13 protein-coding genes are annotated in these 12,377 nt (G+C 60.8%); 12 read left to right on the top strand and 1 reads right to left on the bottom strand.

What is annotated here, in order from left to right; translation table 11 throughout:
• Positions 1-53 precede the first annotated feature (53 nt).
• Complete coding sequence (locus OA90_RS18985) at positions 54-1,082, bottom strand: LacI family DNA-binding transcriptional regulator (RefSeq protein WP_068415738.1); 1,029 nt, start codon at positions 1,080-1,082, stop codon at positions 54-56.
• Positions 1,083-1,284: 202 nt separating this feature from the next.
• Between OA90_RS18985 and OA90_RS18980 the strand changes: the two genes are divergently transcribed.
• The 12 genes from OA90_RS18980 to OA90_RS18925 all read left to right on the top strand — a co-directional run bounded on the left by OA90_RS18980 (position 1,285) and on the right by OA90_RS18925 (position 12,376).
• Positions 1,285-1,773, top strand: a complete 489-nt coding sequence (locus tag OA90_RS18980) for an OsmC family protein (protein WP_082837139.1) — start codon at positions 1,285-1,287, stop codon at positions 1,771-1,773.
• Positions 1,774-1,826: 53 nt separating this feature from the next.
• Positions 1,827-2,795: an NAD(P)-dependent oxidoreductase gene (locus OA90_RS18975; protein WP_068415735.1), complete on the top strand. Its 969-nt coding sequence runs from the start codon at positions 1,827-1,829 to the stop codon at positions 2,793-2,795.
• A gap of 97 nt (positions 2,796-2,892) precedes the next feature.
• Positions 2,893-4,164: an amino acid ABC transporter substrate-binding protein gene (locus OA90_RS18970; protein WP_068415732.1), complete on the top strand. Its 1,272-nt coding sequence runs from the start codon at positions 2,893-2,895 to the stop codon at positions 4,162-4,164.
• A gap of 119 nt (positions 4,165-4,283) precedes the next feature.
• Positions 4,284-5,027, top strand: coding sequence for an ABC transporter ATP-binding protein (locus OA90_RS18965; RefSeq protein WP_068415729.1), 744 nt, complete (start codon positions 4,284-4,286; stop codon positions 5,025-5,027).
• A complete protein-coding gene (locus OA90_RS18960) occupies positions 5,024-5,752 on the top strand; it encodes an ABC transporter ATP-binding protein (protein ID WP_068415726.1) in 729 nt (242 codons plus the stop codon). The genes OA90_RS18965 and OA90_RS18960 overlap by 4 nt, the downstream gene beginning before the upstream one ends.
• A complete protein-coding gene (locus tag OA90_RS18955; RefSeq protein WP_068415723.1) occupies positions 5,752-6,630 on the top strand; it encodes a branched-chain amino acid ABC transporter permease in 879 nt (292 codons plus the stop codon). Before OA90_RS18960 ends, OA90_RS18955 begins: the two co-directional genes overlap by 1 nt.
• On the top strand, positions 6,630-7,661 hold the full coding sequence (locus OA90_RS18950) for a branched-chain amino acid ABC transporter permease (RefSeq protein ID WP_199823769.1): 1,032 nt from the start codon (positions 6,630-6,632) through the stop codon (positions 7,659-7,661). Before OA90_RS18955 ends, OA90_RS18950 begins: the two co-directional genes overlap by 1 nt.
• A 5-nt stretch (positions 7,662-7,666) precedes the next feature.
• Complete coding sequence (locus OA90_RS18945) at positions 7,667-8,449, top strand: glutathione S-transferase family protein (RefSeq protein ID WP_068415720.1); 783 nt, start codon at positions 7,667-7,669, stop codon at positions 8,447-8,449.
• 11 nt (positions 8,450-8,460) lie between these two features.
• Positions 8,461-8,901, top strand: coding sequence for a DMT family transporter (locus tag OA90_RS18940; RefSeq protein WP_199823768.1), 441 nt, complete (start codon positions 8,461-8,463; stop codon positions 8,899-8,901).
• A gap of 137 nt (positions 8,902-9,038) precedes the next feature.
• A complete protein-coding gene (locus OA90_RS18935) occupies positions 9,039-10,337 on the top strand; it encodes a Xaa-Pro peptidase family protein (RefSeq protein ID WP_068415714.1) in 1,299 nt (432 codons plus the stop codon).
• 65 nt (positions 10,338-10,402) lie between these two features.
• Positions 10,403-11,392, top strand: a complete 990-nt coding sequence (locus OA90_RS18930; protein ID WP_068415711.1) for a thiamine pyrophosphate-dependent dehydrogenase E1 component subunit alpha — start codon at positions 10,403-10,405, stop codon at positions 11,390-11,392.
• Complete coding sequence (locus OA90_RS18925) at positions 11,393-12,376, top strand: alpha-ketoacid dehydrogenase subunit beta (RefSeq protein ID WP_068415708.1); 984 nt, start codon at positions 11,393-11,395, stop codon at positions 12,374-12,376. It abuts the gene before it with no gap.
• Position 12,377 lies beyond the last annotated feature (1 nt).

Here is a 12,377-nt window from a genome sequence, read left to right as displayed (position 1 = left end):
GAAGGTGCCGGGGCGATGGTCCCGTGCCCGGGACCGCCGGAAAACTTGTTCCGTCAAGCCGGGTCGATGCGTTTCACGCTGCCGCGTTCGACAAGCTTGACGGGGAGGATGGTGGTCCTGGGAATCGTGACATCTGGATCGGCCATCATCTTGATGAGCAGCTCCGCGCCTATGCGGCCGATGTCGAACTGGGGAATCTGGATTGTCGTCAGCCCCGGAGGGATGAGATCGAGAAACGGAATGCCGTTATAGCCGGTGACGGAGACATCCTCCGGACAGGACAGCCCACGCCGCCGCAGCGCGTCGAATGCTCCCAGGGCGAGGCGGTCGTTGGCGCACAGGATGGCTGTGAACCCAGTGCCGGAGTCCAGCAGTTGCAGGGTACATCGTCGACCTTCCTGCTCATCAAAATAGTCCGAAACCACCAGCGCTTCGTCCGGAAGGTCGAGGTGGAGCTCCTGTGCGGTGGCCCGGAAAGCCTCTATGCGCGTCCGGCCCGTAGAGAGGTTTTTCGGCCCGGCGATATGCGCGATGCGGCGGTGACCCTTCTCGTGAAGATACCGGAGCATCATCGCAATTCCGCCCGGATCGTCATTGACCACGGCCGGGATATCGCAGTTTTCGATCTGCCGGTTGACCGTGACCATCGGCAATCCCCGGCGCGCCACTTCGACCATGCGTGGATCGCTGCGATAGGGAGCGGCATGAATGATGCCGTCCACGCCGCGCTCCAGCAGCACATCGACCAGTTTGGTTTCACGCTTCCGGTCACTGTCCGTGTTGACGATGATGGAGGTGTATCCCGCAGGTTCCAGAACGCTTTCCGCACCGCGCACGATCGGAGGAAACAGGGTGTTTTCGATATCCGGGATCATCAACCCGATGGACATCGTGCGTTTGGTGCGCAGGCCTGAGGCTAGCCGGTTCGGGCGGTAGCCCATGCGCTCCGCCGTGGTGCGGATCCGTTCCACCACCTCCCGCGTCAGGGACGTCCGGGCATTGGGGTCCAGCGCACGCGAAACCGTCGAGACATGGACGCCGGTTTCCCTTGCGATGTCCTTCAGCGTAACCGGTCTGTTCATGCGTCTGTTCTCGTTGGTTTCGGTGCGCTCAGTTTTAAGGTCGCGGAAAGATTTTCGCAATCGTTTGCGAAAAGGGATTGACAGCTTCGAGGATCCGTTTCTAGTATTCGTGCAATCGATTGCGCAATTTCAGCCGACTAACCGGCGGAGATGACAAGCGCGACAATTCAGCCAGGCCGGTCAGGCTCTGAGTGGGGGGAACATGGTTCAGGTCGTCGACAAGGCCGATTTCGACAAGCCGCTCATTCGCCGCAAGGTTCTCACGGCGAAGAACGCCGGTGGATTGGCGACAGTCGTCGATTGCGGTGAATTCGGCACCATGACCCTCGATGAGCCGGGCGCTCACGGCGGGTCGGATCTGGGGCCAAGCCCTTTGCAGGCGGTGCTTGGAGCCCTTTGTGGCTGCGAAGCGGTGACCTTCGGACGCACCGCCCGCGAAATGGGTTTTTCCTACGAGGGAATTGAATTCAGCGCGGCTTTCAGCATCGACATTCGCGGCCGGTCCGGAATGAGGGGTGTCGTGCCGCATTTCCAGTCGGTGAAGGTCGAAGCCTGTGTAAGGACGCGGGAATCCGAAGCGCGGCTGCGTGAGGTCGTCGAAGAGACGGAAGCGCGCTGCCCGGTTTTCAATCTCATCAAAGACGCAAACGTTCGCACAGACATCGTGTGGATACGGGACTCATCGGTCTGAATTCTCGCTCTCGGGAAGGACTCGGACTGCAAAATGAATATAAGTGGAGGTAGATAATGAGCAGCCTTAAGATTGGGTGGGTCGGAATGGGGCGCATGGGGTATCCCATGGCCGAGCGGCTCGTCGATGCGGGCTTCGACACCTATGTCTGGAACCGGACCCGGTCGAAAGCTGAACCGTTGGCCGCCAAGGGCGCGACGCTGGTGGATACGCCGCGTGACCTGGCCGGTGTCGATGTTCTCGGCACAATGGTGTCTACCGGAAAGGACGTCGAACAGGTTTATTTCGGCGAAAACGGAGTTCTTTCCGGCGACAGGACTCCGAAGATTTTTCTCGACTGCTCGTCGATTTCCAGTGAGCATTCTGCGGAAATCCGCGCCCGACTTACCGAGCGCGGCGCCGATCTGATTGCCTCGCCCGTCAGCGGCAACGGCAAATGCGTCAAGGCAGGCAAACTGAGCGCCGTGGCCTCCGGTCCGAAAGCGGCCTTTGACAAGGTGGAGCCGGTCATCTCCGCGATTGCAGCCAATGGTGCGTCCTATGTCGGTGAGGGCGAACTCGCCCGGTTCTGCAAGATCGCCCACAATGTCTTTCTGGGCGTTGTCACGCAGAACCTGGCCGAGATCACTATTCTGGCCGAAAAGGCGGGCGTTCCGCGCGCCGCTTTCCTGGATTTCATGAACAACTCGGTCATGGGTTCCGTCTATACGCGCTACAAGACCAACGCCTTCGTGAATCTTGACTGGACGACCACCTTCACGCCTGAGCTTCTGCGCAAGGATCTGGACCTGGGGCTCGGGTCGGGCCGCAATCTGGGCGTCCCGATGCCGGTGACCGCAGCAACCCGCGAAGCGTTGCAGGCGCATTTCGGCGCGGCTACGCTGAAGGAGGATCCCGAAGCCTACCTGCAAATGGATTTCGCGGCACTCCTTGAAACCGTTGCTCTGGCTTCTGGCCTGGAGCTCAAGAGCGAAGAAACCCCATACCCGACAGGTCTGGAATTGCCGCAGGCCGCGGAATAATCGCGGCTGGGCGGATTTACGGCGCCAAGAAAAACCAGAACGGCGTCCCGGGACGAGGAAAGAGGGCCTCAAGTTCCGAACATTGGGAGGAATAGTAATGAAGCTTCTTACACTACTCACCACGACGGTTGCCGTCTGCGCGATGGCGACGGCTGCTCATGCGGACATCAAGATCGGGGCATCCCTGCCGTTGACCGGTGCGTTCTCGATCGCCGGCGCCAAGCACAAGCAGGGCTATGACCTGTGCGTGAAGATGCTGAACGACAAAGGCGGTATCGGCGGCGAGAAAATCGAGCTGATCACCTCGGACAACCGCTCCGATCCGGCGACCGCCATCAGCCAGTATGAGCGGTTCATCAATGTCGACAACGTCGATGCCGTCTTCGGCACCTTCTCCTCGCGCCTGACCTTCCCGGTCGCCAATATCCTGGCGAAATACGGGTACGTGCATCCGATCCCTGCCGGCGGTGCCCTGCGCATCTACAAGCAGGGTCACGACAATCTGTTCTACTTCCAGCCTAATGCGGCTGAATATGTCGGCAGTTCCCTGAAAGGACTGATCGAGGATCTGGTGGCTGAAGGCGAGCGTCCGAAGACCGCCGCTGTCGTGGCCGCCGACGATTTCTTCGCCAATGCGGTTGAAGCCGGTTTCCTGGGTCAGCAGGTCATGGACCCGGCCGACGGCAGTGTCGTCGCCGATCTGGCTCCCGGTTATCTCGCCGAAGCCGGCATCGAGGTCGTTTTTTCGGAAAAATGGCCGGAAGAGGGTTTCAACGATTGGCTGAACCTCGCCAACTCCATCAAACGCTCCAACGCCGAACTGATCGTCGCCCTGACCGCGTCCGCGGAAGAAGCGGTGCAGATCACGCGTGCGCTGAAGACCGTTCGGGCGGAACCCAAGATGGTCTACTACAGCCAGGGCACCCAGGCGGAATTCTATGAAGGCACGCAAGGTGCGTCCGACAGCATTTTGATGCACACGTCCTGGCATCCCGCGGCGCCTTACAAGGGCACTCTCGCCGGTGAAGAGTTCACCAACGGCGACTTCGTCGCCGCGTTCCAAGAGGAATACAACGCCGCGCCGGATGAAGATTCGGCCATCCCTTTCGCGGTCTGCCAAGGGATTGAACAGGCCATTATCGGCGCCGGATCGACAGACAATGCCGCCATGGGCAAATGGTTGTCCGAACGCACAGCCGGCGACCCGGTGCGCACGATCCTGGGCCGTTTCGCCTGGGACGACGTCGGTCTGCCGGTGAACAAGCCGTTCCTCGTCGCCCAGTGGAACGACGGCGAATTGCAGTTCGTCTATCCGACGGACGAATTCGACGGGGTCTCCAACATGACCTATCCCAAGCAGGGATTCTGATAAGCTGAAAACGACCGGGTACGGCAACGCACCCGGTCACTTTGTACCGAACAACGGATGACCGTCGGTTGCGACAGGCCATCCGTTGATCAGGACGAATTTTGAGCGGAGGAGCGCATATGCTTGAGGTCAAGAGCCTGAGCAAACACTTCGGCGGGATCCAGGCGGTCGACAAATGCTCGTTTGTCGCCGAGCGTGGCAAGATCACCGCGCTGATCGGGCCGAACGGGGCGGGCAAGACGACTGCCTTCAACTGCATCAGCCGCACGATGGCGCCGTCGGCCGGAGAAATCCGGCTGGATGGCAGGCGCATCGACACTCTCCGCCCCTATCAGGTCACTGCGGCGGGCCTGTCGCGGACCTTCCAGATTTCGCGCAATCTTGCTGACATGACGGTGCTTGAAAACGTTATCTGTCAGTCGAAGATCCACGGTTGGCGGGATCTCTTCCGGCCGGCGATGAGCGCGGAGGAGATCGACAAGGCCTTCGGCATTCTCGAATTCCTCGGCATCACACGCATCGCCAACGAAGACGGGTCCAACCTGAGCTACGGCCAGAAAAAGCTGATGGATCTGGCGGCGCTGCTGATGAGCGATCCGAAGATCATCCTCCTCGATGAACCGGCCGGCGGCGTCAACCCGACGTTGCTGGAGGAAATCATCGGCCATATCCGCAAGCTCAACGAGCAGGGGCTGACGGTCCTTATCGTCGAGCACAACATGGACCTGATCATGCGGTTGTCTCACCGGGTTGTCGTCATGGCACATGGACGGGTGATTGCCGACGGCTCGCCCGACGAGGTCCGCGAAAACCCGGACGTGCTGGACGCCTATCTTGGCGGCGCACTTGAGGAGGCTGCATGAGCGGACTTCTGGAAGTTTCCAACGTGGTTGCCGGTTACGGCGACGGTCCCGCCATCCTGGACGGCGCCAACCTGTCGGTTCAGCCGGGCAAGGTTCACTGCATCATCGGTCCCAACGGAGCCGGCAAATCCACGCTGCTGAAGACGATCGTCGGCATGCTGAAGATCCGCCAGGGCAGCGTGACCTTCAAGGGTGCAAGCCTCAAGGGCAAGCGGCCGGACCAGATTCTGCGCCGGGGCATATGCTTCGTCCCGCAGGAAAGAGCGCTGTTTCCCAAGATGACCGTTCGGGAAAACCTGCGCATGGGCGGCTTTTCTCTGGCCGACAAGTCGAACCTGGAAAAGCGGATCGACGAAATCGAGGAGCGTTTTCCGATCCTGGGAGAACGGCGCGACCAGCATGCCGGCACCATGTCGGGTGGCCAGCAGCAGACCCTGGCGATGGCGCGCACCCTGATCCTCAAGCCGGAAATCGTCATGCTCGACGAACCCTCACTCGGGCTCGCTCCCAAGATCGTCAAGGAAGTCTTCTCCATCATGCGGCTGATGGCCGATGAGGGGATCACCATCCTGCTGGTGGAGCAGAACGCGATGATGGGATTGAAGCACGCCGACTGGGGCGTTGTGCTCGACCTTGGCCGGACCCTGTTCGAGGGGCCCGCGGCGGAGGTGCTGACGGATCCGAGGATCCAGGAACTCTATCTTGGTGGAAAGAAGGCGGCGTAATGGCTGAGGTCATTCAGATACTTATACTCGGGATGGCGCTCGGTGGTGTCTATGCCCTGATGGGATCGGGGCTGAGTCTGGTTTTCGGTGTCATGCGCATCGTCAACCTGGCCCATCCGGTGCTGATCATGGCGGGAGCCTATGTCGCCTACTGGGCGGCCCGGCTCTACGGGATCGACCCGCTTCTCACGCTGCCGATTGCCGCCGTCATCCTCGCGGCAACCGGCGTGATCCTTTACAAGCTGGTCTTCGAACGCGAGGCCAGATCGGCGAAATACTCCGAAATGACCGTGCTCCTGACCTTCGCCCTGGCGATGGTGCTGGAAGGGGCCCTGGGGACGGCTTTCACCAACACACAGCGCGTCACGTCGCCGGACTATGCGACCGACGCCTTCTTTATCGGTGACATCTTCATCCCCAAGGGACAGCTCTATGCCGGCATTGTTTCCCTCGCGATCATTTCCGCGCTGGCGCTGTTCCTGAAATACTCCCGCTTCGGCTATGCGATCCGCGCCACCACCCAGAACCGGGAGGCGGCCGAACTGCTCGGCGTGAACGTCAATTTGGTCGGGCTTGTAAGTTTCGCGATCGGGATCGGCCTCGCCGGTGCCGCGGGATCGCTGGTGTCCTTCGTGTTCTCTTTCTTTCCGGCAAAACACTGGGAGTGGATCGCTGTCCTGATGTCCCTCGTGGTGCTTGGCGGCATGGGTTCTATTTTCGGCACCGTCCTGGCCTCGTTCATCCTGGCTGTCGTCGCCGCGTTCATCGGCGCCTATTTCGGCGCTACCTGGTCCACCCTGACGTTCTTTGTCGCCTTGTTCGTGGTGCTGCTTGTCAGGCCCCAGGGAATCTTTGGCGAAAAACCGGAGTTGGCATAGTGGCTAGCCTTGATACCAATGACGTGCTCGTGGCGCGTAAAGCCTATAACGCCGGCCTCGTCCAGGAGGTTTCGAAGGAGCGGGCCTACTGGTTCCCGGCCATCGTTCTGGCGCTGCTCCTGCTGTTGCCCCTCCTGCAATTCACCGGCAACTACAATTATCTGATCCATCTTGTTTTGTTCACGGCCAGTTATGTGGTCATGGCTTCGGGCTGGAATATTCTGGGTGGCTTCACCGGCTATATCTCGCTTGGGCACAATGTGTTCTTCGCGGTCGGCGGGTATTTCGCGGGCATGATCTTCGCCCGTTACGGCATCTCGACGATCATCCTGGCGCCGTTCGCCGGTCTTGTCGCCGGTCTGCTCGGCTACCTCATCGGTCAGATCACCCTGCGGGTGCGCGGTCCGTCCTTCATCATTTCCTCACTGGCGCTGGTGATGATTTTCCGCATCCTGTTCGAAAACTGGGAATTCGTCGGCGGGGCCGCGGGCGTGTCCCTGAAGGCGAACGACCTTCCCGTGCAGTGGGCCAAGCTGCCCTACTATTATGCCTTCGTCCTCATGGCCGCCTTCTCTGTCTGGGCCGCCTACCGCATCAAGCACTCCAAGTTCGGACTGGGTCTGCGGGCCATTTCCAAGGACGAGATCAAGGCGGAAAGCGCGGGCATCAACACCCGGTTCTACAAGACACTCGCCTTCGCCATCTCGGCGTTCTTTGTTGGCATGGCCGGGGCGGTCTGGGGCGAATACCTGACCTATATCCGGCCGAACATCTTCCTGATCATACTCGTCTCGGTGAACATGGTGCTGATCTGCATTCTCGGTGGAAAGGGCACCATCGCCGGGCCGGTGATCGGCGCCGTGCTCCTGGTGGCCTTCAACGAGTTCTTTGTCGCCACCCTGGGCGCTTCGGAAATCAACATCCTGGCAACAGGTCTCATCATGATGATCTGCCTGATGTTCTTCCCGCTTGGCATCGTCGGCACGCTCGCGCGACTCAGGAAGCTGCCGCGCATCCTGAACTGGGATTGAGGATCATGAGTTCTTTCGTGCTTCACAATGCGCCGCAATCGACCTGTTCCCAGCGGGTGCGCTACGCGCTGCATGCCAAGGGCATCGCATTTGAGGAACACAAGCTGGATCTGTTTTCCGGCGATCAGTTGAAGCCGGAGTACCTGGCAATCAATCCCAACGGTGTCGTGCCGGCCCTGGTTCACGATGGAACGCCCGTCATCGACAGCGCGGTGATCCTGGAATACCTGGAAGACATATTTCCGGGGACCGCGCGCATGCGGCCCGAGGACCCGCGCGAAACGGCGGGACTGCGGGCCATGATGCGCTTTATCGACGAGGTGCCGACAGCGGCGATCCGGGTGCCGTCCTACAATCTGGCCTTCCTGCCGCATTTCCAGTCGATGACCGAGACGGACTTTCAGGCGCTTTGCGACAGCAAGCCGCTGCGCAGGGAGTTTCTGATGAAAATGGGCCGCACCGGTTTTCCGAAGGCGGATATGGACGAGGCGCTGGGCCGGTTGACACGCGGCGTCGAACGTATGGCGCGCTGGCTGGAAGAGACTGGCGGGCCTTGGATCCTGGGTCAGGACATCTCCCTGGCGGACATTGCGATCATGCCGGTTCTCGTGCGCATGGACGACATCAATCTGGGCGGGTTGTGGAAGGATTATCCGGCGATCGATGCATGGCTGGACCGGATCAGGCTGACGGAGCCGTTCGAGAAGACCTACTACCGCGGCGCGCTTCTGACGGAAAAATACCCGCACCTTGCCGCTTTGCGCACCGAGCGGATGACGAAGGTCTGAAAACGATGCAGATGGTTCCCTACATGCTTGCGACCGTTGTCGTCGGAATGGTGCTTTCGACGCAACCGCCGCTCAATTCAATGCTTGGTCGTGCCGTTGGCAGCGCCTACGGCGCGGCCACGATTTCCATCGCGGTGGCCCTGGCCAGCATCCTTGTTTTCATAGTTTTTTCCGGATGGGGAGACATGTCGCGCAAGACCCTGGGTTCCGTGCCCTGGTGGGTCTATCTGTCCGGCATTGCCGGCGCGATTTTCGTCGCCTCGGGACCGGTTGTCGCGCCGGTCACCGGGGCAATGGTGTTCTTCGTATGCATCGTCGCCGGTCAACTCATCGGCTCGATGCTGGCAGATCATTTCGGGGCTTTCGGCCTTGATGTGCGGACGGTCTCGGTCTGGCGGCTTCTGGGACTGGCGATGGTTCTCGGCGGGGCCCTCCTGGTCAGTCGCGGCTAACACGGATCTGGCGGGGATCAGGGGAACGCATTTCGCCCGCAAATGCAATCGATTGCGCATTCTTTGGAATGCGGACTGAAGAACAAGGAGCGCGCCGGAGAGACCGGCTCCGCGTTCCACGATGAGGAGAAAAGAAAATGAACCAGGCCCTGACCCCCCGGATACTTCAGCCGGGCGACATGGATCCGAACTGGCGCTGGGAAGGCAGACTGCCGGCCTGGGGGCACACGGCGGTCGATTTCGAGCGCCGCGTCGATCATGACCGCTTGCGCCGCTATCGGCTGAGCCGGGCGAAGGATGCGCTGAAGACCAGCGGCTGCGGCTCGCTCCTGCTCTTCGACGTCAACAACATCCGTTACATCTCCGGCACCAAGATCGGTGAATGGGAACGCGACAAGATGTGCCGTTTCTGCCTCCTGACAGGCGACGACGAGCCATATGTCTGGGACTTCGGTTCGGCTGCCGTTCACCACAAGAAATACGCCGACTGGCTGAACCCGGAACATTGCCGTGCGGGTGTGGTCGGCATGCGCGGCACCATTCCGCCAAGCTTCGGCCTGATGAAACTCTATGCCGAGGAAATCGCCGGCCTCATCCGCGACGCCGGCATGTCGGGCATGCCGGTCGGCGTGGACTATGCCGAAACGGCGATGTTCTTCGCCCTGCAGGAAGCCGGCATCAATGTGGTGGACGGTCAGCAGATCATGCTGTCTGCGCGCGAGATCAAGAATATCGACGAGATCCAGCTGCTCACCCAGGCGGCGGCGATGGTCGATGGCGTCTATCACATGATCTACGAGGAGCTGAAACCGGGCATTCGCGAGAACGACATCGTCGCCATGTCCAACAAGATGCTCTACGAAATGGGCTCCGACGACGTGGAAGCCATCAACGCCATTTCGGGCGAGCGCTGCAACCCGCACCCGCATAATTTCACCGACCGCTATTTCCGGCCGGGCGATCAGGCCTTCTTCGATATTCTCCAGTCCTATCAGGGCTACCGGACCTGCTACTACCGTACGTTCAACATCGGCCGGGCAACGCCCGAGCAGACCGATGCCTATGTGAAATGCCGCGAATGGCTCGATGCCTCCATCGAGCGCATCAAACCCGGGGTCTCCACCGACAAGGTGGCGGAAGTCTGGCCGACGGCGGAAAGCCTGGGCTTCCCCAATGAGCTGGCGGCATTCGGCCTGCAATTCGGCCATGGACTGGGGCTGGCGCTGCACGAACGCCCGATCATCTCCCGCGCGGTGTCGCTCGACAATCCGATGGAGATCAAGACGGGCATGGTTTTCGCACTCGAGACCTACTGTCCGGCAGCCGACGGCTATTCGGCGGCCAGGATCGAGGAGGAAGTGGTCGTCACGGATACCGGCTGCGAAGTGATCTCGCTGTTTCCGGCGGAAGAACTTCCGATCGCCAACCGGTACTGACCGACGTCCGACCCACCCGGTCCGGCGCGCCTTTCGTCGGCCGGGACCCTGCGCAGGAGATTTAAATGGCAGCCAGAAAGTCTAAGGCCAATACGGAGGCCTATCTGCGCATGTATCGCCAGATGGCGCGGATCCGCGCGTTCGAGGACAACGCCAACCAGCTCTATCTGTCGGCGAAGATGCCGGGGCTGACCCACATGTATTCGGGTCAGGAAGCGGTTGCGGTCGGCATATGCGAGGCGCTCACCTCCGACGACAAGATCACCTCCACCCATCGTGGCCACGGACACTGCGTCGCCAAGGGTGCGGAGTTCCGGCAGATGTTCTGCGAGCTTCTGGGCAAGGCCGAAGGCTATTGCCGCGGCAAGGGCGGTTCCATGCATATCGCCGATCAGGCAAACGGCAATCTCGGCGCGAACGCCATTGTCGGCGGTTCCATGGGCATTGCCACCGGGTCCGCCCTGACCGCGAAGCGCCAGGGCACCGGCCATGTGACGGTCTGCTTTTTCGGCGATGGCGCCACGGCTCAGGGGCTCTGGTACGAGGTCATGAACATGGCGGCGCTCTGGAAGCTGCCGATCATCTATGCCTGCGAAAACAACGGTTACAGCGAATATACCAAAACGGCGGAAATCGCCGCTGGGACGCTGACAGCGCGCGCCGAGGCCTTCGGCATCGAGTCCTTCACCGTGGACGGTCAGGACGTGCTCGCCGTGAACGATTTGGCGCAAACTCTGGTCGCGCGATGCCGCAAGGGCGAGGGACCGTTCTTCGTGGAACTCGAAACCTACAGGTATCACGGCCACCATGTCGGCGACATCAACCGCGACTACTACCGGACGAAGGACGAGGAAGCCAACTGGAAAAAGCACCGCGATCCCATCGTGAACTTCGGCAAGTGGCTGATCGGTCAGAAGATCGTCACGCCGGACGAACTCGTTTCCATGGACAACGAGGTCCGGGCGGATGCCGAGGCGGCCGTCGGATACGCGCTCGAAGCGCCCTATCCGGATGTCAGCGAAGTCGACATGCATGTTTTCGCCGAGGGGGCCTGAATGCGCGAAATAACTCTTTCCAGGGCGGTCAATGAAGCGATCGCGGAAGAAATGCGCCGCGACCCGGCGATTTTCCTGATCGGCGAGGATGTGGCGGAAGCCGGAACCCCGTTCAAGGTGCTCTCCGGTCTGGTGGAGGAATTCGGAACCGAGCGCATCATCGACACGCCGATTTCGGAACCCGGGTTCATGGGGATGGCCGTCGGTGCGGCCATGACCGGATCGCGGCCGATTGTCGATCTCATGTTTGGCGATTTCCTTTTCCTGGTGATGGACCAGCTCTGCAATCAGGCCGCCAAGACCCACTACATGTCCGGCGGCAAGCTGAAGGTGCCGCTGGTTCTGCGCACCAATCTCGGTGCTACCCGGCGCTCCGCGGCCCAGCATTCGCAGTCCCTGCATGCGCTCGTCGCCCACATACCGGGCCTCAAGGTGGCGTTGCCATCCTCGGCCTATGAGGCCAAGGGCCTGCTGAAGACCGCGATCCGCGATGACAATCCGGTCGTGATCTTTGAAGACAAGCTGATGTACAACGACAAGGCGCCCGTCCCGGAAGAGGACTATCTGCTGCCGTTCGGCAAGGCGGAAATTCTGCGTCAGGGCAAGGACGTCACGCTGGTGGGCACTTCCTCCATGGTTCAGGTCTGCCGCAAGGCGGCAGAGCTCCTGGCTCCGGACGGCATTTCGGCGGAAGTCATCGACCCGCGTACAATCGTTCCGCTTGACGAGGACACGATCGTCGGGTCGGCGAAGAAGACCAGCCGGGCCATCGTTGTTGACGAGGGGCACCAGAACTTCGGCGTCACGGCTGAAATCGCCGCTCGGATTTCCGACAAGGCTTTCTACTACCTGGATAATCCCGTGCAGCGTATGGGCGCAATGGATGTGCCGGTGCCGTTCTCTCCCGCACTTGAAGACCTGACCGTGCCGACGCCCGAGCAGGTCGCGGAGCGGGCGCGCCGGCTCTGCCGCGGGGAGATCTGAA

The sequence above is a fragment of the Labrenzia sp. OB1 genome (genome assembly GCF_001624695.1).
Classification (GTDB): domain Bacteria; phylum Pseudomonadota; class Alphaproteobacteria; order Rhizobiales; family Stappiaceae; genus Roseibium.
The sequence above is the reverse complement of the archived record's forward strand: the minus strand, read 5'-3'. Positions and strand labels throughout refer to the sequence as shown.

Bases quoted from the DNA above. Each gene is read 5' to 3' on its own strand.
- OA90_RS18985 (WP_068415738.1), bottom strand. From the start codon at position 1,082: ATGAACAGACCGGTTACGCTGAAGGACATCGCAAGGGAAACCGGCGTC.
- OA90_RS18965 (WP_068415729.1), top strand. From the start codon at position 4,284: ATGCTTGAGGTCAAGAGCCTGAGCAAACACTTCGGCGGGATCCAGGCG.
- OA90_RS18940 (WP_199823768.1), top strand. From the start codon at position 8,461: ATGGTTCCCTACATGCTTGCGACCGTTGTCGTCGGAATGGTGCTTTCG.
- OA90_RS18930 (WP_068415711.1), top strand. From the start codon at position 10,403: ATGGCAGCCAGAAAGTCTAAGGCCAATACGGAGGCCTATCTGCGCATG.
- OA90_RS18935 (WP_068415714.1), top strand. From the start codon at position 9,039: ATGAACCAGGCCCTGACCCCCCGGATACTTCAGCCGGGCGACATGGAT.
- OA90_RS18980 (WP_082837139.1), top strand. From the start codon at position 1,285: ATGGTTCAGGTCGTCGACAAGGCCGATTTCGACAAGCCGCTCATTCGC.
- OA90_RS18955 (WP_068415723.1), top strand. From the start codon at position 5,752: ATGGCTGAGGTCATTCAGATACTTATACTCGGGATGGCGCTCGGTGGT.
- OA90_RS18970 (WP_068415732.1), top strand. From the start codon at position 2,893: ATGAAGCTTCTTACACTACTCACCACGACGGTTGCCGTCTGCGCGATG.
- OA90_RS18960 (WP_068415726.1), top strand. From the start codon at position 5,024: ATGAGCGGACTTCTGGAAGTTTCCAACGTGGTTGCCGGTTACGGCGAC.
- OA90_RS18945 (WP_068415720.1), top strand. From the start codon at position 7,667: ATGAGTTCTTTCGTGCTTCACAATGCGCCGCAATCGACCTGTTCCCAG.
- OA90_RS18925 (WP_068415708.1), top strand. From the start codon at position 11,393: ATGCGCGAAATAACTCTTTCCAGGGCGGTCAATGAAGCGATCGCGGAA.